Genomic DNA, 20,680 nt, shown 5'->3' with positions numbered 1-20,680 from the left:
AAGAGGTATGCCATGAACGCCCCACCCAAGCTTCCCTCCGTCGGGATGCTCATCTACTTCGCGATCTGCGCCCTGGCCCTGGTCTGGCCTGGCGCCCTGTTGGCCAATCGCATCGAACCCCTGGTGATGGGCCTGCCCTTCTTCATTTTCTGGTATGTCGCCTGGGTCTTCGCCCTGTTCGTCGGCCTGGTGATCGCCTATCGCCGCGAATCGATGGAGGAGGCCGATGATGACTGACTCGCTGCTGATCACCGGCATCACGCTCGGTTACCTGCTGGTCGTGCTGGCCGTCGGCCTGCGCGCCCGACGCGGCCAAGGCTCGTCGCTGGAGGGCTATGTCGCCGGGGGGCGTCACATGGGCCTGCTGGTGCTGTTCTTCATCCTAGGAGCCGAGATCTTCTCCGCCTTCGCCTTTCTCGGCGCGCCCGGCTGGGCCTACAGCAAGGGAGCCCCGGCGCTCTACATCATCGCCTACCTGGCCCTGGCGGTGATTGTCTGGTGGCTGATCGCCCCCTACATCTCGCGACTGGGACGTCGGCACGGTTTTCTCACCCAGGCCGAATTTCTCACGGCCTGCTACCCGACCCGCGGCAACCTGCTGGGACTGTTCATCGGCATCGTCAGCGTTCTGGCGATGATCCCGTACCTGACCATCCAGATCGCCGGCGCCGGCATGCTGTTCGAGGCTGCCACCTCGGGAACCATTCCCTTCTGGCTCGGCAGCCTGCTGGCCTGCGGCGTGGTCGCGGCCTACGTCTACGCCAGCGGCCTGCAGGGCATCGGCTGGACCAACCTGCTGCAGGGCGTGATGATGGTCATCGTCGCCTGGTTCCTCGGGCTCGCCACCGCCGACCAGTTCTTCGGCGGGGTTGGCGAAATGTTCCGGGAGATCCAGCGTGAGGCACCGGAATACCTGACCATGCCGGGGGCCAGCGGCATGGGATGGGGCGCTTTCTCCACGGCCATCCTGGTCAGCGCCCTGGGCTGCGTGATGTGGCCGCACATCTTCATGAAGTTCTACAGCGCCCGCAGCGAGCGGACCCTCAAGCGGGTCTTCGTGCTTTACCCGCTTTACAGCTACCTGCTGATCCCGCTGTTGATCATCGGCTTCGCTGGCGTCGTGCTGCTCAAGGATCGCCCCCTCGACTCACCCGACCAGGTTCTGCTGACACTGGTGGTGGAAATGGCCGACTTCCCAGCATGGCTGATCGGCCTGGCCTTGTCCGGTGCCCTGGCAGCAGCAATGTCCACGGCGGCCAACCTGGCCCACACCTCGGCCACAATCCTGATCCGCGACGTTGGCCAGCACTTGCCATCGCTGCGCGGCATGGACGATGGCAAGGCACTCCGGCTGACCCGTTATGGCGTGGTGGTAGTCTCGCTTGCCGCCTACCTGTTGGCCCTGGTCAATCCCGGCTCGCTGGTCGCCCTGCTGCTCGGCGCCTATGGCATCGTGGTGCAACTCTTGCCGATGCTGCTCGGCGCACTGTTCTGGCGGCGCGCTTCGCGCATCGGCGCCTTCGCCGGCCTGGCCAGCGGCGCCGTTCTGACCCTGTACTTCCAGTTCAGCGGCAGCACTCCATTCGACTGGCATGCCGGCTTCTGCGGCCTGGTGGTCAATGCCCTGGTGTTCGTGGGCGTGAGTCTCTCCGTGAGCCCCGTGACACAGCACACACCGGCCGAAGCCCTCGGCCCCCAACCCTGACCCGCCCGACGGCGCCTTCACCCCATGAGCGGTGAGGGCGCCATCAACACTCCACTGTTCACCCGATGCCACGTCGGGAAGCCAGCCAGAGGCGTTCTCGCCAGGCGACTAACGCGCTATCCCATAGCGCTTGATGCGCCGCATCAACCACGACTGGGAAACGCCCAGCGCTCGGGCGGTGCGACGCGTGCTTCCCTCCCGCTCCAGCGTTTCGATGACGAGTCGGCGCTCCAGCTCGGTCATGCGTTCGGGCAGGGTCTCGCCATCTTGCAGTCCCTCTTCTACCGGGAATGGCGAAGCCTGCTCGTGAGATACCTCGAGCTCCAAGTCGTCGGCGGTAATCGTGGTCGCATCGCACACCACCGTCATGCGCTCGAGCAGGTTCTCCAACTCACGCACGTTGCCCGGCCAGGAATATTTCAGCAAGGCACGCAGGGCACTGCGATCCAGTTGCATCGGTCGCTGCAGACGCTCCCCGACACGCATCAGGAGATAGCGCGCCAACGCCAGGATATCCTCGCGTCGTTCGCGCAGGGGCGGCACTCGGACGGGGATGATGTTGAGGCGATAGTAGAGGTCGGAGCGGAAGCTGCCCTCCCGGACTTTCCCGGCCAGATCGGCATTGGTAGCGGCCACGATGCGCACATCGGCATGGGTCGGTTTACCGCCCAGGGGATGGTAGACACGTTCCTGCAGCAACTGCAGCAGCTTGGGCTGCAGAGTGGCAGGCAGATCACCGATCTCATCGAGAAACAGGGTGCCACCCTCGGCCAGCGCCACATAGCCCTCCCGTCCCTCGCGACTCGCGCCGGTAAAGGCTCCCTTGACGTGCCCGAAGAGCTCGGCCTCGAGCAACGCCTCGGGAATGGCCGCGCAATTGACATGGATCAACGGCTTGTCGTGCCGAGCACTCAGCTGATGCAGGCGACTCACCAGCCAGCTCTTGCCCACCCCGGTCTCGCCGGTCAGCAATACCGTGGTATCGGCAGCAGCGGCTCGCTCGATCAGATCGAGGCAGCGCCGATAAACCGGGCTCCTGCTGAGACGCGCATCCTTGTCGAGGGGACGCACCTGCTCCTGACGAACCTTCCTGAGTTGACGCAGAGCATAATCCAGCAACGCCTGAGTTTCGTTCGGCGCTCGCGTGGCCAGCACATCCTCACCGAGGTTGCGAGTCTGTACGAGCACGGCATCCGGTTCCCCGCCATAGAGCGAGAACAGCCGGCCATTGACCAGATAATCCTTGCCCCGATATCGGTGCACGACACTCACCGGGCGACGCTCGTCGATGACGAAGCGGGTGACCGAAGGCGAGAAGATCCCCTCTTCTTCCAGGCGATAAACATCGCTCGCAAAAAGGTGTGTCTCGCTGCAAGCCAGCTGGTCGAGGCTGGCCCGGTTCACCCAAAGCGGTCGGCCCATGAGGTCGGTGATGAAGATCCCGTCCTCCAGGGCATTGAGAATCGACAGTAACTGGTCCTGCATGGGAAATCGCTCGGCGGGCATCGGCGCATTCCGGGTCGGAAGATGGGCATGGCGCCCATCTTCCGTTGCCCCTCGCACCCTGTCCAGAACCCTCAGAGGCCCAGCTTGACGAACAGATACCCCCACAACGCCAGGGCAATCAGCACGAACAACAGCATGATGCCCCATACCCGCCGATACTCGCGCACCAGCTGACGAGCGCCTCCTTCGCGGGCCAGGAAGTCACGCATGGTGGAATCGGAAAGACGCTGGGCCCGCAGCGCCTCGAAGCTGGCCACTTCGTGTTCGGAAGGGCTGCACGTCAGGCCAACGACGATCAGAGCCAGAGTCCCGAGCACGATGGCGATCATCAGGTTGTCGATGTGGGCAGGCAGGGTGAGCCAGTCATGGCGCTGAAGCTCACCGATGACAATGAAACTGATCGACCCGACCAGCATGCAGGCCAGAGCCGCCCGAGCGCTCATGCGACGCCATTGCAAGGCCGCCACGATGGTCGGCAGCCAGGCAACGGCGAAGATCGCCCCGGCATAGATGGAGATCCAGTAGATGCCCGCCGGACGCGAGATGGCCACCACGCATACGATGATCGCCACCAGTGCCTGGGAAATCCGTCCCAGCATGACGCCGCGACGCTCGCTAACCTGGCGATCGAACAGCTTCTCGTACAGATCCCGAGCCAGGGCGAAGCCGGTCAGCACGAACAGCGTCGATGCCGTCGACATGATGGAAGCCATCAGCCCTGCCAGACCGACGCCTGCCAGAGCGGGGTTGGTATGTTCCATGAAACCGACCACCATCGCTCGATCGGCCGGCTCGATCCCGGGCTCCAGCACCTGCATGGCCCCTGCCGCCAGGAACACCAGCAACTGCATGGCCGGCGCGAAGAAGACACCGATGACCGCGACCTTGAGAATCACGAAATCATTCTTGGCAGGAAACACGCGGGACACCAGCGCCGGCGTACAGGCGAAGAACAGGATCCACACCAGGAACTGGGAGATCGACCATCCCAACGGGCGGTCATTTGCTCCGCCCAGCGTCCAGAAACCCGGCAGCTTCTCGCTCAGACCGCGCATGGCCTCGAAACCGGCATCGTCGATCAGCATGGGAGCGATCACAAAGGCGATCGCCAGCATGGTGAAGAACATCATGGTGTCGGTGTAGACGACGCCATACATTCCCGAGAGGCTGCAGAACACCAGCAATGCTAGGGTGAAGGCCACGATGATCACCGGAAAGGGAATATCGATGATCTCGGCCAGCACCAGGCCGGCACCGATCAGCTGGATGATGCCGTACCCGAGCAGGCCGATGACCATCAGGATCAGGGCGACCACGCTGACCCACTTGCTGTCGAAACGATTGTCGAAGAAATCCATCATCGTGCGGCAACCCATGGCCTTCAGCTTGCGGCCGATGAATACCACAGCGATCAAGGTGCCCACCCAGGCGCCGAACGATCCCAGAGCTCCGATCACCAGTGGCCCTTCGCTGTAGGAGATACCGGCAATGCCCATCAGTGTCACGGCACTCAGGAAAGTGGCAGCCAGAGTGCCGACGATCAACAGGGTCGAGCCTTGCTGGCCCATGACGTAGAAGTCGTCCTTGTTCTTGATGAAACGCGCCAGGGATGCCGCCACTACCACGTAAGCGGTCAGCACCAGGCCAAAGATCCACAGTGTCATAGCGATGCATCCTGATTGTTGGAAGTATTGGTCATTCGCGATGCGGCAAGGCGTCGGCACCCTGGGCGGGCTGCTCCGATTCCCGTGATGCCTCGTTTTCCCGGGTCAACCGCTTGATCGTCGGCCGATATTCGCGGACCAGGATCCAGGCCACGATGGCGACCGACAGAACGGTGGTCAGAAAGGCGTTGCCGAACAGCAGCAGCAGATGAGGATTGATATTCACGCTTTCACCTTTTTGTCGTTTGTCTTCATGGGTGTCTTGTTGTCAGGGCATGCCTCGAGTCATTCGTCGTGCCCGCACCAGCGCAGTACGGTCAGGGCAATGATCTCGGCGACATCGAAGACATCGTCCAGCCGGATATGCTCATTGGGAAAATGTGCCAGCCGGGTGATGCCGGGGCCGAACACCAGGGCAGGTATGCCGTACTGCGTCATCAGCCCGCCGTCGGTGCCCCAGGGCGACGCCTGAATGCGTGGTGACTCGCCATGGACCTCGCGATAGGCGGTGGACAGCATGTCCAGCAACGGATCGTCCGTCGCGATGCCTCCTGGCTGCCAGCAAGCGCCGAACCACTCGATGTCCACCGGATGCTCGCCAAACCAGGAGTCTCGCTCCGCCAGGGCGGCGAGGGCCGATTCGACATCACGCTGGGCGTCGGCCACGGTCTCGCCGGGGCCGACACCGACCCGCCCCTCCAGGGTGATCTCGTCGGGCACGCTGGAAGGCCAGTCCCCCCCTGCGATGCGCCCGACGTTGATCGGCAACGGAATCGGCACGCCATCGTAGAGCGGATCCTCCAGCTCATCGTTGCGCCGCTTCTCGAGTTCCTGCAGTGCCTCGAGTACCGACATCGCCTTCTCCAGGGCGCTGACCCCCTCATAGCGTGTCCCGCCATGCGCCTTGATGCCGACGACCCTGAGCCGAAACCAGCGGGAGCCCTGCTGGCGGGGGAAGATCATCTGCTCGCTGGGCTCGGGGATCAGTGCCGCATCGGCACGATAACCGCGCTCCAGCGCGGCCAGGGTGCCGGCGCCCCCTGCTTCCTCTTCGATCACGCTCTGCAGAATGACGTCACCCTTGAGCTTCACGCCCAACGACTTGAGCGTGGACACGGCGATGAAGGAAGCCATATTGCCTCCCTTCATGTCGGTCACGCCGCGCCCGTAAAGGCAACCGTCGAGGATTTCGCCCGAATAGGGAGGCTGCTCCCACTGGGCATGATCGCCCTCCGGCACGACATCCACGTGCCCATTGAGAATCAACGAGCGACCGCCCCCGCTGCCCTTCCAGGTACCCACCACATTGGGACTGCCCGTGAAGTCTTGACGATGGCTGTTGAACAGCGGGTTGTCGCGCAATGCGGCAATATCCACTTCCCAGTAGTCCGTATCGAGGCCCAGCGACTGGTAGAGGTCGCGTATCTTGGCCTGATGTGCCGCTTCCTGGCCGGATAGCGTGGCATCGCGCACCCAGTCCTGGAGCAGGCGTGTGTAATCGTCGCGATGCGCGCGAATGAAGGTGCGGATCTCATCTGGCAAGGACATGTTCATCGCCTCTCGAGTTGTTTTCGATTCATTGTGAGTCTATTCCGGTTCAAGCACGGTTCGCCCGGGCCAGGATCGCATCGCACAGTACCTGGGCTCCCAGAGCACAGTGCTCGGGTTCGGCGAATTCGGCCTCGTTGTGGCTGATGCCGTCACGGCAGGGGGTGAACAGCATGACCGTGGGGGCAACATGGGAGACGTTCACGGCATCGTGCCCCGCACCGCTCATCATGTGAGGAAGCGACAGGCCACGCTCCCTGGCAGCAGTATCCAGCGAGGCGATCAGGTCGGGATCGAAAGGCGTCACCGGGGACCGCCAACGCCGCTCGATGTCGACCGATACACCGGCCTTCGAGGCCGCTGCATCGAGCCGCCGATACAGCATGGCCTCCAGCTCATCGAGTCGGGTGTCGTCGACATGACGCAGGTCGATCATCAGGTTGACCTCGGCGGGAATCACGTTGCGGGAAGGTTCCGTCACCTTCAGCTCACCGATCGTCAGTCGAGCGTCCCCGGACGGGTCCGCCTCGACGTCATCGCGTATCGCCACGAGGCCATCGGCGGCAGCCAGCAACGGGTCGCGTCGATGCGACATCGGCGTCGGGCCGGCATGCGCCGACTGCCCCGAGATGCGCACGTCAAACCAGCGAATGCCCTGTACGCCGGTCACCACCCCGAGAGGATCACCGCTCTGTTCAAGTACGGGACCCTGCTCGATATGCAGTTCGAAATAGGCATCCAGCACCGGTGTGCCGAGGGGCAGATCGCCGCGCTGGCCACTCGCCTCCAGGGCATCCGCCAGACGGATGCCATCGGCATCTTCCGCATGAAAGAAGTCGGACGTCTCGAGTCGCCCCGCATAGACTCCGCTGCCCCCCATGGCCGGTGCAAAGCGGCTACCCTCTTCGTTGGTCCAGACCACCAGTTCCAGAGGGCGCCTGGTCCGAACGTCGCGCTCATGCAGACTACGCAGAATCTCCAGCCCGGCCAGGACGCCCAACACGCCGTCGAACCGACCGCCCAGAGGCTGGGTGTCCAGATGGCTGCCGAAAGCCACGGGCGCCAGGCTCGTGTCACGGCCCTCGCGTCGCACGAACAGATTGCCCGCTTCATCGAGACGACAGCGACAGCCCAGGGCCTCGACCCACTGCCGAAACTGAAGTCGACCGGCGATGTCTTCCTCGGTAAGAGCAAGGCGACGGCTCCCTCCATTCGGTGAGGGGCCGATTGCCGCCATGTCCATCAACGAGCGCCAGAGCCGCTCGCCATCAATGTTGATCCGCGTCGATGCGGTTGTCGTTGGTTGCATCATGATCTCCGCAGGTATGCCGGGAGATCATTGAGCACATTTTATGCCATTAATAAGAAATTTATGTTTATCATCATGTTATAAAAAAGCCGCCGGGAGAGATGTCCTCTCTCGGCGGCTTTTGAGTCACAATCGACTCAAGCCAGAGCCTGTTTCGTCCCCCGCCTCCTGACCAGGGCGTCCACCACGGCCATGACGATCATCGAGGCGCCAACCAGCGGGAAGATCACACCGCCGATGGCGAGCAGGGCCAGCACACCTCTCAATCGTCGCGGGTCACTGGGTTCAGGGGGCACGCCAATTCGACCGGCGGGACGTCGCTTCCACCACATCACGCCCGAGGATACGCACAGCAAGACGATACCGGCGCAGGCCAGAGCCAGGATGAGCTGGTTGGCCAGCCCGTACTGCTGCCCCATGTGCACATTGATGCCCCATTCGAGGCCGCGCCCCAGCGGACCATAGTCGGCATAGCGCATGTCGATCAGCGGCTCGCCGCTGTATTGGTCGAGATGCACGACGCGCTGGCGGCTCAGGTCGTCGGGATAGATGGAGCCGGTATAGACGCCATCCGGCCCGCTCGGCAGGCTGACCGCATAACCCGGCGCCAGCCCCAGCGAATCGAAGGTGGCCACAGCCCGGTCGAGCCCGATGGAAGGGGATGTGGAATCGGCCGACGTCGGTAGTTGCGCCTGCTCCAGCGACCAGGCCGTCTCGGCGTTCTCGGCCAGGCGTGCGTCGGACATCGGCACGTTGACGCGCACACCGTCGGGATAACCGAAGTTGTGTCCATTGGCCAGTTCGTTGACCTTGCTACCCCATACCGTCGACCAGGGCATGCCGGTGATGGCCAGAAACAGGATGAAGCCACCGACGAAGACACCGGTCACGGCGTGCAGGTCGCGCCAGAACACGCGCTTGCCCGGTTTGCCGCGTACCGACATCACGCCACCGCGGCGCCCTCTCGGCCACCACAGGTAGAGGCCGGTCAACACCAGAAGGATCGTCCAGCCTGCGACGATCTCGATGATCAAGCTCGCCGTCTCGCCAAAGTAGTTGAGGCTGTGCAGGTAACGCACGACCCACATGATGCTGCCCCGATAGGGCAAAGTGCCGGTGACGTCTCCGCTGTAAGGGTCAACGAACACGGCCTGGCGGCCCGACTCAGTGGTGATGTCGACCTCTGCCGCATGCACCGGAGAAGCCGGGGGCACGTAACGAAACGCCTCGCCGGAGTGCGCGCTCAGTGCGGCAGAGAGCTGTTGCTGTGGCGATACGGTGGGTGAGGTCTGAGCCTCGACACGCACGATATCGGCATTCACCCACTGGCCAATTTCATCCTTGAACAGGTACAGGCCGCCCGTCACGGCCAGGGAGATCAAAAACGGAATCACGATCAAGCCGGCATAGAAATGCCAGCGCCAGACCGCACGATAAATATCGTTAGTCTTGTTACTCATGAGGGCCCCTTGGAAGGAGAAACACCTGTTGGCCCGCCCAGGCATCGTGCGAAACGTGCCAACGACAGGCGCGAGACACGCATCCCGCCCCGTCGAAAGGTGCGACGGCGGCGAGGCGTGCGGGATATTCTCGATGGATCAACCGAAGGGAATGGGAGGAGCCCGAGTCAATGCCTGGGGAAAGACTGCCGGCCCGCCATGCGCGGTTCGCGTGGCCACCACCGGGGCCGTGATGACATGCGATGCAACCGGCGCGACACGCGGCAACATCGCCATGAGCACGGGCATCTGCTGGAAGAGCGAGCAATAGCCGCATTGCACCTGCCAGTGGTGCATCGCCGCATGATGCGGCGTGCCGTGTTCGATCTCGCCCGATGCCTGCATCACCATGTGCGACGATGCCGACATGCTGTGCCCGGCATGATCGTGACCGCTGCCAACGGCCGCACTCACCTGCCCGATCATCGGGCCGATGGCCAACAACAGCATTGCCAGCAGCGCGAAGCGCACTGCCAGGCGAGAACGATGGTGCTGGAAACGGTGCAACATGGGCGATATGCCGGAAATCGGAATGGAGCAACGCGCCATGATAGCGCAGCCCATACGTGCAGGGGCAGTCACTGACGCGGTGCCTTGTCGCACCCGCGCCAGCCAAGGGTAGTGACTCAGGCAACTGCCCTGCGGGAACGCATCGCCACCGCCGACCCCATCGCGGCGACCGCCAGCATCATCAGCATGACGAAGGCCATAGCGTGGCCCTCACTGCCTGCCCGAGAGCCGACCCGGGACAGGATGATCACGACAACGATGGCGCCCAGTGCCCCTCCAGCGCGCTGGACCACATTGACGATCGTCGTGGCATCCCCCATCTGTGCCCTGGTTGCCGAAGCGTAGGCGGCCGTCATGGCGGGCATCTGGGTCAGTGCCAGTCCGGCGCCACGCACGGCCAGCAACAGGGCCAACCCAACGTCATCGAACGTTATCCCCAGCGCCAGCGGCAGGGTTGCCAGCGCCATCAGTGCCGCCCCTCCCATCGCTACGCAAGACGCCTCCAGACGATCAGTGAGCGTGCCGGCCAAGGGCAGCATCAGGGCGCTGCCAAGTCCCATTGCCAACAACTGCGCTCCCGTACTTGCCGCCCCCAGCTCGGCGGTGGTCTGCAGGTATAACGGCAGCACCAACAAGCCACCATACATGTTGGCGCCAGCCAGGCCGGCAGTCAGCGTCGCGGCGGCAAAGTGCCGGGCATGCAGCAATCGCACATCGATCAGGGGATGCGGCTGATGGCCGGCACGCCACACGAAGCTAGCTACCATGACGCCCCCCAGCAGCACGGTGCCAAGCGATGTCAGCCCAGCTTCTTGAGCCCCCAGCCGCGTTGCGCCATACAGCATCATCGGCAGGCCAACCCCGATCAGCAACAGCCCGGGACCATCCAGAGGACGCGCTTGTGTCGTGTCGCCTCCAGGTACCAGACGACGCGCGGCCAGCAAGGCCACGAGCCCCACGGGCACGTTGATCCAGAACAGCCAGCGCCATGAGAGCACCTCCAGCATCATGCCGCCGAGACCGGGGCCAATGGCAGGCCCCAACGCGATGACCAGGCCCAGAGTGCCCATCACCCGGCCAAGCTGCTGGGCACTGACAATCGAGCCGATCACGGCTTGTCCGGCGGGCACCATCACGCCAGCCGCCAGCCCCTGCACCAGTCGCGCCCCGATCAGGCTCCCGATATTCGGCGCCAGGGCACAGCCCGCGGAACTGAGAATGAACAGGGCCATGGCGAATCCCCATAGGCGACCGTATCCATAGCGGTTCCCGAGCCAGCCTGCCACCGGTAGCGAGACGGCCAGCGCGACCAGATAGCCGGTCGCGACCCATTGCACCATGGCCAGGGGCACATCTAAGTCGCGCCGGATGGACTCGATGGCCAGGTTGGCCACCGTGGCATCGAGCATCGCCATGAAGGCGCCTGCGCCGGTGACGGCCGCGATCGACCAGGTTCGCATGGAAATGACGGGTAGGCGGCCTGCCTCCATGTTGTCTCCTTGTACTTCGTATCCCTCGTTCCTCCACATCGCCCTCGCCCCATCCTCCTGTCAACCCTGGGCCGGCGCCCCAATCGGGGCAGTGCTGACGCCCCACGCCGTTCCCAGCGCCATCTCCGAAGGCGTTTCATGAATGCAGCTTGGGCGATTGCTTGCATCAACCGTTCCGGCGCTTTCAGAATCACCAGGGTAACGCCATCCAGGCAGCCATTTTTGCTTTCCCTGCAGCAAACGAAAGTCGCACCGCCTGCTGGCGCATACAATGTTAGACTCCCGCGCACTCGGCAGAGGCCCGCTCAGCGCTCCCGGCACGCATCACGGGGTAGCCCTTCCCAAGCCACTCCCGTATCGGCAAGCCGGGGACATCCGCCGTCGTGTTTCCTGTTCATCCATCCCAGCCCGAAGCCTTCGAGAGACCTTTCATGCTCGCTACCGTCAACGCCCTGTTCCGTCCCATCTGGCGACTGGGCCTGATCCCCCAGATCGCCATCGGCATCGTCTGCGGCATCCTGCTCGCTTCCCTGTCGCCGGAAATGGCCCAGTCGGTCTCGCTGCTTGGGCAGTTGTTCATCTCCGCACTGAAAGCGGTCGCGCCGGTTCTGGTATTCATCCTGGTGGCGGCCGCCATCGCCGGCCACCAGCAGGGCCAGCCCACCCATATCCGCTCGGTGCTGGTGCTCTATCTGATCGGCACGCTGGTGGCCGCCCTGGTCGCCGTGGCGGCAAGCTTTGTCTTCCCCACCACCCTGGCACTGGATGCGCCCGAGGTCAGCGGCAATCCGCCGGGAGGCATCGTGGAGATTCTCCGGAACTTGCTGATGAATGCGGTCGAAAATCCCGTCAACGCCCTGATGGAAGCCAACTTCATCGCCATCCTGGCCTGGGCGGTCGGTCTCGGCATCATGCTGCGCCACGCCAGTGACACGACACGGACGCTGATGGGCGATCTCTCCGACGCCGTATCGGGCATCGTCAAGATCGTGATCCGCTTCGCTCCGCTGGGCATTTTCGGGCTGGTCGCCGGCACGCTGGCCGAGACCGGCATGGGCGCTCTGCTCGACTATGCTCACCTGCTGATGGTGATCATCGGCTGCATGCTGTTCGTGGCCCTGGTCACCAACCCACTGATCGTGTTCTGGAAGACGGGACGCAACCCCTATCCGCTGGTTTTCGCCTGCCTGCGTGGCAGTGCCATCACCGCCTTCTTCACGCGCAGTTCGGCGGCCAACATTCCGATCAACCTGGAACTGTGCCGGCGCCTCAAGCTGCACGCCGACACCTACTCCATCTCGATCCCACTGGGTGCGACCATCAACATGTGCGGGGCCGCCATCACCATCACGGTGATTACCCTCTCCGCCGCCCATACCCTGGGCATCGGCGTCGACTTTCCGACCGCGCTGCTGCTGTGCATCGTCTCCGCCCTGGCGGCCTGTGGCGTCTCCGGCGTGGCGGGCGGCTCGCTGCTGCTGATTCCCATGGCCGCGAGCCTGTTCGGCATTTCCACCGACGTGGCCATGCAGGTAGTAGCGATCGGCTTCGTGATCAGCGTGGTGCAGGACTCCACCGAGACGGCGCTCAACTCTTCCACCGATGTGCTGTTCACTGCCGCGGCCTGCCGTGCCAAGAACACCGGTCTCGGCGACGACTGAGACACGCCTGTCCGCCATGGCCCGGCACTTCACGTTGCCCGGGCCATGGTATCACTCCCGCCGCTTGTGTCGTGTCAGCGCTCGGCCGAGGCAGCCCACAGGTTGATGCCACCTTCCACCGCATGGCGATCGATCTCGCGCAGCTCTTCCTCGGTGAACTCCCGACGTTCCAGGGCCCCCAGGCAGTCGATGACCTGCTGCGGGCGGCTGGCGCCGATCAATGCCGAGGTCACCCGCCCGCCTCTCAGCACCCAGGCAATGGCCATCTGCGCCAGGCTCTGACCACGCTGCCGGGCGATCTCGTTGAGGGCCCGCACATGCGCCAGGTTTTCCGGGGACAAGTGCGCATCCTTGAGGGTCGCACTGCGCGAGGCCCGGCTGTCGTCGGGCACTCCCGTCAGGTACTTGTCGGTCAGCAGCCCCTGGGCCAGCGGGGAGAAGACGATCGACCCGGCACCGAGTTCATCGAGGGTATCCAGCAGACCATCATCCTCGATCCAGCGATTGAGCATCGAATAACTGGGCTGGTGAATCAGGCAAGGCGTGCCCAAGGCGTTCAGGATCTCGATGGCTTCGCGGGTGCGCCGGGCATTATAGGAGGAGATGCCCGCATACAGCGCCTTGCCCTGACGCACTGCCTGGTCGAGGGCCATCATGGTCTCTTCGAGCGGGGTTTCCGGGTCGAAGCGATGCGAATAGAAGATATCGACATAGTCGACTCCCAGCCGCTCGAGACTTCGATCGAGACTGGAGAGCAAGTACTTGCGGCTCCCCCATTCGCCATAGGGCCCCGGGTGCATCCGATACCCCGCCTTGGTCGAGATCACCAGTTCATCTCGATAACCGGCGAAATCTCGCTTGAGAATGCGGCCGAACAGCTCCTCGGCACTGCCCGGCGGCGGCCCATAGTTGTTGGCCAGATCGAAATGGGTGATGCCGTGATCGAAGGCGGTACGGCAGATCGCCCGAGCATTGTCGGGATTGGCGTTCTCGCCGAAGTTCTGCCACAAGCCAAGCGAGATGGCCGGCAACTTCAAGCCACTGCGCCCGCAGCGATGATAGGACATGCGCTCATAGCGATGCTCCGAAGGCATATAACTCATGGTGACTCCATCATGTTGAGAGCCGGGGTTGGTCCGACGCGGCATCGGCACTTCCCCCGATCAGGACGATTCCCTCGCCCTCCATTATGCGAACTCCCCGCCAAGAAGAAAGCGATGCCCACACGTCGTATCATTGACAGGATGCTGTTCGTTATATAGAACGTTCTATATAACGAACAATCTGGAAAGGTACATGAGCGACATGGACAAGCTCTCGCTCGGCACCCTGGGCCAGCACCTGCAGACGCTGCGGCGCGCCAGGGGTTGGTCGTTGTCACAGCTGGCCACCGCCGCCGGCATTGCCAAATCGAACCTCTCGCGCCTCGAACAGGGCGACGGCAACCCGACGTTAGATACTATCTGGCGCCTGGCGGTACAGCTGAATGTGCCCTTCGGCACCCTGGTAGCACCGATCCAGGTGCCATTAGGCGAGGACGGTGTCGAAGTGCGCCTGCTCGACCAGGGCCAGGACACCCCCCGCGTCGATGCCTATTGGATGCGCTGTGCGCCGCACATCACACGCCATGCCGAGGCGCACTCACCGGGCACCCGGGAGTCGCTCACCGTCGTCAGCGGCCAGCTCGAGGCCGGCCCCGAAGCCGCGGCTCGAGCGCTCTCGGCGGGCGATACCCTGAGCTTCGACGCCGATCAGCCCCATCTATACCGCACGCATGACACCTGGGCGACCTTGCTCATGACCATCGTGTACACCGACACCGAGGCCGTACCATGACGACACGACCCCATGCCCTGAGCACCAGCCCCTGGCTGGCCGGCATGCGCGAGGCGATTCCCCTGCTGGGCGGTTACATTCCGGTTGCCATTTCCTTCGGCTTGATCGCCATTCAGGCAGGTTTCACTGCCTGGGAGGCCACCCTCATCTCGGTGCTAGTCTATGCCGGCGCCTCCCAGTTCCTGTTCATCGGCATGGTCGCCACCGGCTCGCCATTATGGCTTGTCGTCGCCATGACGCTGTTGATCAACGTGCGCCACCTGGTCTATGCCCCGAATCTGGCCCCCTGGCTCACCGCAAGCCGACACTGGCCCTGGCTGATGCATGGCCTGACCGACCAGATCTTCGCCCTCGCCCACAGCCGACTGCCACAACTGCCGGAACACCAGCGTCTTGGCTGGTACACCGGTGCCGCCTTGCTGGCCTGGGCGAGCTGGATCGCCGGAACGGTACTCGGCGCCGTTGCCGGTGACTGGCTGATGACGCAGTGGCCACTGCTCGGCGAGGTCATGCCATTTGCGCTGCCGGCCTTGTTCCTCGTACTGGTCGTACCGCGCTTCACGTCACGACGCTGGACGCTGGCCCTGAGTCTCACCATCGCCATGGCCATGGCCTGCACCCTGGCCGGCTTGACCAACCTCGGCATTCCCTTGTCCGCCCTGTGCGGAGCCCTCTGCTTCTATCTGGTGAAGTTCGATACGCGACCAACGGGAGGCTCCCATGAGTAATGCCCTCTGGCTTGCCGTGCTGGCCTCTGCCCTCGGCACCTACCTGATACGCGTACTGCCTCTGCTCTGGATGCGACGTCGCCTGCGGCGCCTCGACGGTAACGACAACGTGGATGCCATGCCACAATGGCTCGGTATCCTGGGCCCGTTGATGATCGCCGCCCTGTTCGGCGTCTCCCTGGTACCCCGCGACCCCAGCGCCACCACCTGGCTGGCCACGGCCATCGGCATCGCCATCACGCTGCTCGTCTGGTACCGGAAGCGTTCTCTCGGTTGGCCCGTCGCCGCCGGCGTGGCGGCCTACGGCGTCATTATCGTGCTGGTAGGGATGTAGTGCGAATCGATCGCGACCGTCCATCTGCCAATTGCCAAGGGATCAAGGAATTCCTATGGACGGTTGTCTTTCTTCAGGGGCCAGAGGCTTTCCAGACGTTCGAGCCCCGCCATCACGGATGCCGACATGCGCGATGCAAGAGGCGTGCATAGCACCCAGGGCAGCAGAAGCAGGCAGATCGACAATGATCCGACGAGCACGTCACTGAGCCAATGTGCCCCCACCATGACGCGTGGCGCCGTGGCAAGAATGGCTAATGCAATGCTGGCCAGGCGCGTCACGCGATCCCCAAAGGTCAACATGAAGCCCGCAAAGATCATGGACATGATGCCATGATCCCCCGGAAAACTGTTGCCCGCCTGATCCTTCGTGGCAAATTCCACGAAGGAAGAGACCAGATTGACCTCATCAAATGCCAGGGTCGGGCTGGGGTGGCCATACGTAATGACATGGCGAACCAGCTCACTGACCAGCCCCGCCGTGATCAGCATGGTGACGCCAATCCCAAACCAGCGCCGCCACCCGCCCTGACGATCGCGGTAGCTAGCCCAGCCCATGAGCGTGAGCATGCAAAGCATGATAAGAATGTCATAGCGACGGCTGTTGAGCGCTGCCAGGACCTCGGTCCAACGAAGATTGTCGTCGCCGATCGTCTGGTTGAACCACCAGAACACGGCATCATCAAGCACTGTCCAGAACGACAACGACGGAAGCCACCAGCTGGTGATGATCAACATGCCAATGACATTGAGCAGCAGGATTCGGGAAAGCTTCATTGCGGGCACTCCGAAGAACATTGGGCGGGAGGGGGTGTCTTCCTGCTCTCCTGCTGCCAACGCCAGTAATGGGTGACAAGCCCACCCACCACCAGGTTATGCACGTAGACACCCGTCCAGAAGGAGTTGTATGACTCGAACTGATTGACCACCAACCAGTAAAGGAAAAAACCGGCACCGAACAGCGCCATGTCACCCGGGAGGACGCCACCACGCCAGGCCCGCCATGTGGCGAGCCCAACCCATGATGCCAATGCCCCGATCACGCCCACACCAATCAGGCCATAGGCGACCCATATCTCGAGGAAGTAGTTGTGCAAGTGACCAAAATCTTGCTTGACCGATGCCGGCAGCCAGGGCGTATGGTCAATGACCAAACGGCGTCCTGTGCCTCCCCAGCCAACGATCGGGCGTTCCTGAATCCACTCGAACGCGGCCTGCCAGGAATGGATGCGAATGCCGATGCTGGTATAGGGAATATCGTCGATCTGGCCCTCGAGCAGCATGTCGATGACCTGGGACTCCTTGCTCACCCGTTCCATGAGCGGTCCCTTGAGCAAGGTGCCGGCTCCCAGGAGGACGAGCAACGCGATGCCACTCCCCATGACCAGAAGACGGCGGTTGAGACGCCCACCACCAAGCAGGCGCATGCTCAGTAGCCAGATCAACAGCACGAACGGTAATGACAACGCCAGCGCCAGCAGCACGGCGCGTGTCTGCCCGATCATGACGGCGATAACGGTCAACAGGAATATCAGGCACCAGCCAATGACCCGAACGGCTCGCCAGCGTCCGGGCGCCATGATGCGGAAGGCGAATACCGTCAGTCCCAGCAATGCCACCCCGAACAACATGGCGCCGTGCTGGTAATTGCGGACACCGAACCCTACACGGTGGCCCTCGAGGCCGCGGACCCACTCCTGGAGCCCATCTCCCTGGACGACGCTGGCAAGTATCAAACCGGCAACCGCCAGCCCCCAGGCCCGCAAGGTGTTACGGGTACTTCCTCCCAGCCACCACGCCACGGCGATGAAGACAAACAGTTTGGCGAGCCGGTCGACCTGCGGATTGTCGGCCACCCACTGGGGATGATGGAAGTAGCCCAGCACCCAGGCCAGTACTTGCACCATGACCACCGCCAGCAGCAACCAGAGCGCCGCACTACGGAGGATGTCCTTCCCCTGGACCAGCACCATCACCAACCCAAGCAGCGCCATGACCGTTTCGGCGTTCGATCCCACCTCCGGCCATAGTATTTGCCCGCCCGTATAGATCAGCAGGGTGATGACCCCCAGCCCCCAGATACCCCGAGAGCATGACCATTCAACGGGAGACTCCCAGATCTGTTGCGGTTTCACGATGTCTCGCCTTGCATATTCGGAGGCACGTACAATACCGAAGCAAGCATGGCGAGTACACCATGCAGCCCGCCGCCCAAGGCGGTATCAGTGAACGCCCAGAGCCATATGCAACACGGTTCCGACAGGATGCATACCGGCCAGGACACAAAACGGGTAGCATGGTGAATCGAGTGTTTCCCGACCTTGGATACGGATACCCATCCATGAGTGAGCCACCCCTTTTCGCCGCCTCAATTCTCCGAACGACTCGCCATTGCACCCCAGCCCCTCTATGAGACTCCTCATCACCCTGCGCCGCCTTGGTACCGGCGGCATCGAACAAGCCAGCCTGACCTTGGCCAATGCCATGGCCGCGGCCGGTCACGAGGTCCACCTGCTGGTTCTGAAAGGGCAACCGACCCACACCCCTCATCCTGACGTGATCGTCCATTGCCGGGACCTCGACAGGGAGCAGCGGAGCGGTTTGGCGGGAATGGGCTGGCATCTGCTGAGCCGCCTGGTGCTCGCCCCTCTCCTGCCCCACTCGAGATTCGTCTGGCAGGGATGGCGCTGCAGTCGAGCCTTCGACGCCTTCGTCGCTGACACGGAACGCCGATATGGTCCCCTGGATCTCATCCTGCTCCGCGGCCAAGGGGCCTTCGAGATGCTATGGCGGGTTCAGGATCCTCGCGCCTGGCGAGTCGTGGAAGCGGTGACGGGACGCTTCTCCCGGAATGCCTGGGGCCGCTGGCTGACACGTCGGCTATTCCAGGGCAAGCGCGTGGTCTGCGTTTCCGAAGGCGTGAGGACAAGTCTTCATGCCTACCTGACCGAACAGCGAGTGACGCTCGACGCCACCCGCGTCATCTACAACGCCGTGCCCATTGCCGAGTTGCGCCACAAGGCCCAGGAAGCTCCCTCTCCGGTCATTCCGGGGCCTTTTCTGGTACACGTCGCACGCCTGGTACCCGTGAAGCAGCAAACCCTCCTGCTCGAGGCCTTCGCCCTGGCTCGCCGCCAGGGATTGACGCATCGGCTGGTGATCATCGGCGATGGATCGCAGCGCCCCAAGCTGGAAGCCTTGACCCAACGACTGGGTCTCGAAGAGGTCGTCCATTTCCTCGGCCAACAAGCCAACCCCTACCCCTGGGTGGCACGTGCTGACGCCCTCGTGCTCAGCTCTCGCTTCGAGGGGCTGGGCATCGTCCTGATCGAAGCCCTGGCACTCGGTACGCCCTGTGTTGCCACTCAAGCATCAGGAGGGATCGCAGAAGTATTGATCGACGAGCAACGGGACCTGGTAACCGAGCCCACCGCCGCCGCATTGGCCGAGGGGATGCTCAAGGCGGTAACATCGCCCATCACGATACGGCCTGCGTGGGTGGAACGGTTCGCAGAGCCCAGGATCGTTGGCGAATTTCTCGACCTCATCGAACACCGCAGCGAGTCAGCCGATGTCCCGAGTTCATGACCACTACCTGCCGCTGGCCCCTGAGCACGACATGCAAGCCAGGATCGACGACCAAGGCCGCCTGCGCACGGCGTCTGCCGAACTCGGTACGCTGGGGTGGACATGGATGCTGGAGATCCAGTATACGGCCCCTGGTCTTTGGCGACTGCCCGGCATTACAGTGGCAGAACATGATCGGCCCCGGTTCACCCAGTATCTGGAAACGCGACAGTCCGGCAAACGCCTGCTCAACCTCAACGGCATCGACGACCTGACTGCCGTCACACTGTCCCCTCAAGGGTGCCGCTTGTCATCCCAGGCACGACTACTCGGTTTTCCCCGACCACCACTGGATGACGGCCCCCTGGTGATCATTGCCCCTCACCCGGACGATGCCGAACTCGCGGCCTATGGTCTCTATCGCCAACATGCCGAGCGCGCCTGGATCCTGACCCTGACCGCCGGCGAGTACCAAAAACGTCTCGATCGGCAATACTTGCCCTTCCTCGACCCAGACCTGAAAAGCGCCAGCCGTCGCAAAGGCTGGATCCGAGCCTGGAACAGTGCCACCACGCCCATGCTGGCCGGTCTCTCCCCGGAACGGCTGTACATGCTCGGTTATTTCAATGACACCCTTGGTGCGCTATTGGAGACACCGACCATCCCCCAGCCATCGCTCGGCGACGAAACGCTCAGCCCTGCCGATTTTCGAGGGTGGAACCCGGGACCACTGGCCTCCGATGAGCGCGCGAACGGCCCCGAGAATCGAGGCAGCGACCTGCTGGCCGACCTCGAACGTCTACTCGATGAGATTCGCCCCAGCACCGTGGTGACACCGCACCCCGAGCTCGACCCCCATCCCGACCATCGAGCGTCCTCCCAGGCCCTGGCGCTGGCCATGCGGGGCGCCGGGCACCGGCCACAACGCGTGCTGTTGTATGCCAACCACCTCAGGAGCCAGCGGGGCTTCCCGCGAGGGCCGGCCCATGCCGCCGCCGGCATCTGGCCGGTACAGTATGCCCAGTCTCGATTGGGCCCTTGGTCGCTCTACAGTCAGCCACTCGATCTGGAAACCCAACGCGAGAAGGCCGTGGCCATGGACAGCATGCACGACCTCAGGGACAAACCGGGGTGGGAGCGTCGCCTGAAACGCGCCACGAAGCGCCGACTGAGCGGGCTTTCTCCCCGTGATTGGCCATGCTATGGACAGCACGACTACTTCCAGACTCACATCAAGGCTCACGAAGTCTTCGTCCAAACGAACGCGGAGGCCTTTCTGGCATCGTTCGATGGCGAATGACCCACGAGACCCGGCATGCGCCAC

At 63.2% G+C, this 20,680-nt stretch carries 19 protein-coding genes; 8 read left to right on the top strand and 11 right to left on the bottom strand.

The genetic code is table 11. From position 1 onward, the window contains the following. Positions 1-12: 12 nt before the first annotated feature. A complete protein-coding gene (locus tag A9O65_RS09330; RefSeq protein WP_013333014.1) occupies positions 13-237 on the top strand; it encodes a DUF3311 domain-containing protein in 225 nt (74 codons plus the stop codon). Continuing rightward, positions 227-1,705 carry a sodium:solute symporter family protein gene (locus tag A9O65_RS09325; RefSeq protein ID WP_082920155.1) on the top strand — a complete coding sequence of 493 codons (1,479 nt, stop codon included), beginning with the start codon at positions 227-229 and terminating at the stop codon, positions 1,703-1,705. Before A9O65_RS09330 ends, A9O65_RS09325 begins: the two co-directional genes overlap by 11 nt. A 108-nt stretch (positions 1,706-1,813) precedes the next feature. Here A9O65_RS09325 and A9O65_RS09320 read toward each other — a convergent pair whose 3' ends face one another. The 8 genes from A9O65_RS09320 to A9O65_RS09285 form a co-directional block, all read right to left on the bottom strand. Continuing rightward, positions 1,814-3,211: a sigma-54 interaction domain-containing protein gene (locus tag A9O65_RS09320; protein WP_041602119.1), complete on the bottom strand. Its 1,398-nt coding sequence runs from the start codon at positions 3,209-3,211 to the stop codon at positions 1,814-1,816. A gap of 71 nt (positions 3,212-3,282) precedes the next feature. After that, positions 3,283-4,875, bottom strand: coding sequence for a sodium:solute symporter family protein (locus A9O65_RS09315; protein WP_064701969.1), 1,593 nt, complete (start codon positions 4,873-4,875; stop codon positions 3,283-3,285). 31 nt (positions 4,876-4,906) lie between these two features. After that, positions 4,907-5,101 (bottom strand): hypothetical protein, encoded by a 195-nt coding sequence (locus A9O65_RS09310; protein WP_064701968.1) that lies wholly within the window; start codon positions 5,099-5,101, stop codon positions 4,907-4,909. A 59-nt stretch (positions 5,102-5,160) separates the two neighbouring features. After that, entirely contained in the window at positions 5,161-6,423 is a 1,263-nt protein-coding gene (locus A9O65_RS09305) for a peptidase (protein WP_064702055.1), read from the bottom strand. Between the two features lie 49 nt (positions 6,424-6,472). Further along, positions 6,473-7,732: a M20 family metallo-hydrolase gene (locus A9O65_RS09300; RefSeq protein ID WP_064701967.1), complete on the bottom strand. Its 1,260-nt coding sequence runs from the start codon at positions 7,730-7,732 to the stop codon at positions 6,473-6,475. A gap of 137 nt (positions 7,733-7,869) precedes the next feature. Continuing rightward, the gene (locus tag A9O65_RS09295) at positions 7,870-9,192 is read right to left on the bottom strand and encodes a PepSY-associated TM helix domain-containing protein (protein ID WP_082920154.1); all 1,323 of its coding nucleotides are present in this window, start codon (positions 9,190-9,192) and stop codon (positions 7,870-7,872) included. A gap of 138 nt (positions 9,193-9,330) precedes the next feature. After that, complete coding sequence (locus A9O65_RS09290) at positions 9,331-9,741, bottom strand: DUF2946 domain-containing protein (RefSeq protein ID WP_064701965.1); 411 nt, start codon at positions 9,739-9,741, stop codon at positions 9,331-9,333. Positions 9,742-9,857: 116 nt separating this feature from the next. Further along, the gene (locus A9O65_RS09285; protein WP_064701964.1) at positions 9,858-11,231 is read right to left on the bottom strand and encodes a DHA2 family efflux MFS transporter permease subunit; all 1,374 of its coding nucleotides are present in this window, start codon (positions 11,229-11,231) and stop codon (positions 9,858-9,860) included. Between the two features lie 431 nt (positions 11,232-11,662). On the opposite strand from A9O65_RS09285, the gene sstT reads away from it, so the two are divergent. Further along, on the top strand, positions 11,663-12,892 hold the full coding sequence (gene sstT / locus A9O65_RS09280; RefSeq protein WP_064701963.1) for a serine/threonine transporter SstT: 1,230 nt from the start codon (positions 11,663-11,665) through the stop codon (positions 12,890-12,892). Between the two features lie 74 nt (positions 12,893-12,966). On the opposite strand, the gene mgrA is transcribed toward sstT, so the two are convergent. Beyond that, positions 12,967-13,995: an L-glyceraldehyde 3-phosphate reductase gene (gene mgrA, locus A9O65_RS09275; RefSeq protein ID WP_064697964.1), complete on the bottom strand. Its 1,029-nt coding sequence runs from the start codon at positions 13,993-13,995 to the stop codon at positions 12,967-12,969. A 202-nt stretch (positions 13,996-14,197) separates the two neighbouring features. Here mgrA and A9O65_RS09270 point away from each other — a divergent pair, with 202 nt between their 5' ends. From A9O65_RS09270 to A9O65_RS09260, 3 genes are read left to right on the top strand one after another with little or no spacing between them, the layout of a single operon-like run. Then, the gene (locus A9O65_RS09270) at positions 14,198-14,728 is read left to right on the top strand and encodes a helix-turn-helix domain-containing protein (RefSeq protein ID WP_064698603.1); all 531 of its coding nucleotides are present in this window, start codon (positions 14,198-14,200) and stop codon (positions 14,726-14,728) included. Continuing rightward, positions 14,725-15,456, top strand: a complete 732-nt coding sequence (locus A9O65_RS09265) for an AzlC family ABC transporter permease (protein ID WP_064701962.1) — start codon at positions 14,725-14,727, stop codon at positions 15,454-15,456. The genes A9O65_RS09270 and A9O65_RS09265 overlap by 4 nt, the downstream gene beginning before the upstream one ends. Beyond that, complete coding sequence (locus tag A9O65_RS09260) at positions 15,449-15,790, top strand: AzlD domain-containing protein (RefSeq protein WP_064701961.1); 342 nt, start codon at positions 15,449-15,451, stop codon at positions 15,788-15,790. Before A9O65_RS09265 ends, A9O65_RS09260 begins: the two co-directional genes overlap by 8 nt. A 53-nt stretch (positions 15,791-15,843) precedes the next feature. Here A9O65_RS09260 and A9O65_RS09255 read toward each other — a convergent pair whose 3' ends face one another. Next, a complete protein-coding gene (locus A9O65_RS09255) occupies positions 15,844-16,566 on the bottom strand; it encodes a phosphatase PAP2 family protein (RefSeq protein ID WP_064701960.1) in 723 nt (240 codons plus the stop codon). Then, positions 16,563-17,924 (bottom strand): O-antigen ligase family protein, encoded by a 1,362-nt coding sequence (locus tag A9O65_RS09250; RefSeq protein WP_254783094.1) that lies wholly within the window; start codon positions 17,922-17,924, stop codon positions 16,563-16,565. The genes A9O65_RS09255 and A9O65_RS09250 overlap by 4 nt, the downstream gene beginning before the upstream one ends. 274 nt (positions 17,925-18,198) lie before the next feature. On the opposite strand from A9O65_RS09250, the gene A9O65_RS09245 reads away from it, so the two are divergent. Both A9O65_RS09245 and A9O65_RS09240 read left to right on the top strand, forming a co-directional pair. Continuing rightward, on the top strand, positions 18,199-19,377 hold the full coding sequence (locus A9O65_RS09245; RefSeq protein ID WP_064701959.1) for a glycosyltransferase: 1,179 nt from the start codon (positions 18,199-18,201) through the stop codon (positions 19,375-19,377). Beyond that, positions 19,361-20,656 (top strand): PIG-L deacetylase family protein, encoded by a 1,296-nt coding sequence (locus A9O65_RS09240; RefSeq protein ID WP_064701958.1) that lies wholly within the window; start codon positions 19,361-19,363, stop codon positions 20,654-20,656. Before A9O65_RS09245 ends, A9O65_RS09240 begins: the two co-directional genes overlap by 17 nt. Positions 20,657-20,680 lie beyond the last annotated feature (24 nt).

This window comes from Halomonas caseinilytica (assembly GCF_001662305.1).
Classification (GTDB): domain Bacteria; phylum Pseudomonadota; class Gammaproteobacteria; order Pseudomonadales; family Halomonadaceae; genus Halomonas; species Halomonas caseinilytica.
The sequence above is the reverse complement of the archived record's forward strand: the minus strand, read 5'-3'. Positions and strand labels throughout refer to the sequence as shown.

Excerpts from the sequence above, each read along its gene's own strand:
- A9O65_RS09245 (WP_064701959.1), top strand. The coding sequence starts at position 18,199 with ATGAGACTCCTCATCACCCTGCGCCGCCTTGGTACCGGCGGCATCGAA.
- A9O65_RS09260 (WP_064701961.1), top strand. The coding sequence starts at position 15,449 with ATGAGTAATGCCCTCTGGCTTGCCGTGCTGGCCTCTGCCCTCGGCACC.
- A9O65_RS09290 (WP_064701965.1), bottom strand. The coding sequence starts at position 9,741 with ATGTTGCACCGTTTCCAGCACCATCGTTCTCGCCTGGCAGTGCGCTTC.
- A9O65_RS09330 (WP_013333014.1), top strand. The coding sequence starts at position 13 with ATGAACGCCCCACCCAAGCTTCCCTCCGTCGGGATGCTCATCTACTTC.
- A9O65_RS09320 (WP_041602119.1), bottom strand. The coding sequence starts at position 3,211 with ATGCCCGCCGAGCGATTTCCCATGCAGGACCAGTTACTGTCGATTCTC.
- A9O65_RS09315 (WP_064701969.1), bottom strand. The coding sequence starts at position 4,875 with ATGACACTGTGGATCTTTGGCCTGGTGCTGACCGCTTACGTGGTAGTG.
- A9O65_RS09325 (WP_082920155.1), top strand. The coding sequence starts at position 227 with ATGATGACTGACTCGCTGCTGATCACCGGCATCACGCTCGGTTACCTG.
- A9O65_RS09265 (WP_064701962.1), top strand. The coding sequence starts at position 14,725 with ATGACGACACGACCCCATGCCCTGAGCACCAGCCCCTGGCTGGCCGGC.
- A9O65_RS09305 (WP_064702055.1), bottom strand. The coding sequence starts at position 6,423 with ATGTCCTTGCCAGATGAGATCCGCACCTTCATTCGCGCGCATCGCGAC.
- A9O65_RS09255 (WP_064701960.1), bottom strand. The coding sequence starts at position 16,566 with ATGAAGCTTTCCCGAATCCTGCTGCTCAATGTCATTGGCATGTTGATC.
- mgrA (WP_064697964.1), bottom strand. The coding sequence starts at position 13,995 with ATGAGTTATATGCCTTCGGAGCATCGCTATGAGCGCATGTCCTATCAT.
- A9O65_RS09300 (WP_064701967.1), bottom strand. The coding sequence starts at position 7,732 with ATGCAACCAACGACAACCGCATCGACGCGGATCAACATTGATGGCGAG.
- A9O65_RS09240 (WP_064701958.1), top strand. The coding sequence starts at position 19,361 with ATGTCCCGAGTTCATGACCACTACCTGCCGCTGGCCCCTGAGCACGAC.
- A9O65_RS09270 (WP_064698603.1), top strand. The coding sequence starts at position 14,198 with ATGGACAAGCTCTCGCTCGGCACCCTGGGCCAGCACCTGCAGACGCTG.
- sstT (WP_064701963.1), top strand. The coding sequence starts at position 11,663 with ATGCTCGCTACCGTCAACGCCCTGTTCCGTCCCATCTGGCGACTGGGC.
- A9O65_RS09285 (WP_064701964.1), bottom strand. The coding sequence starts at position 11,231 with ATGGAGGCAGGCCGCCTACCCGTCATTTCCATGCGAACCTGGTCGATC.
- A9O65_RS09295 (WP_082920154.1), bottom strand. The coding sequence starts at position 9,192 with ATGAGTAACAAGACTAACGATATTTATCGTGCGGTCTGGCGCTGGCAT.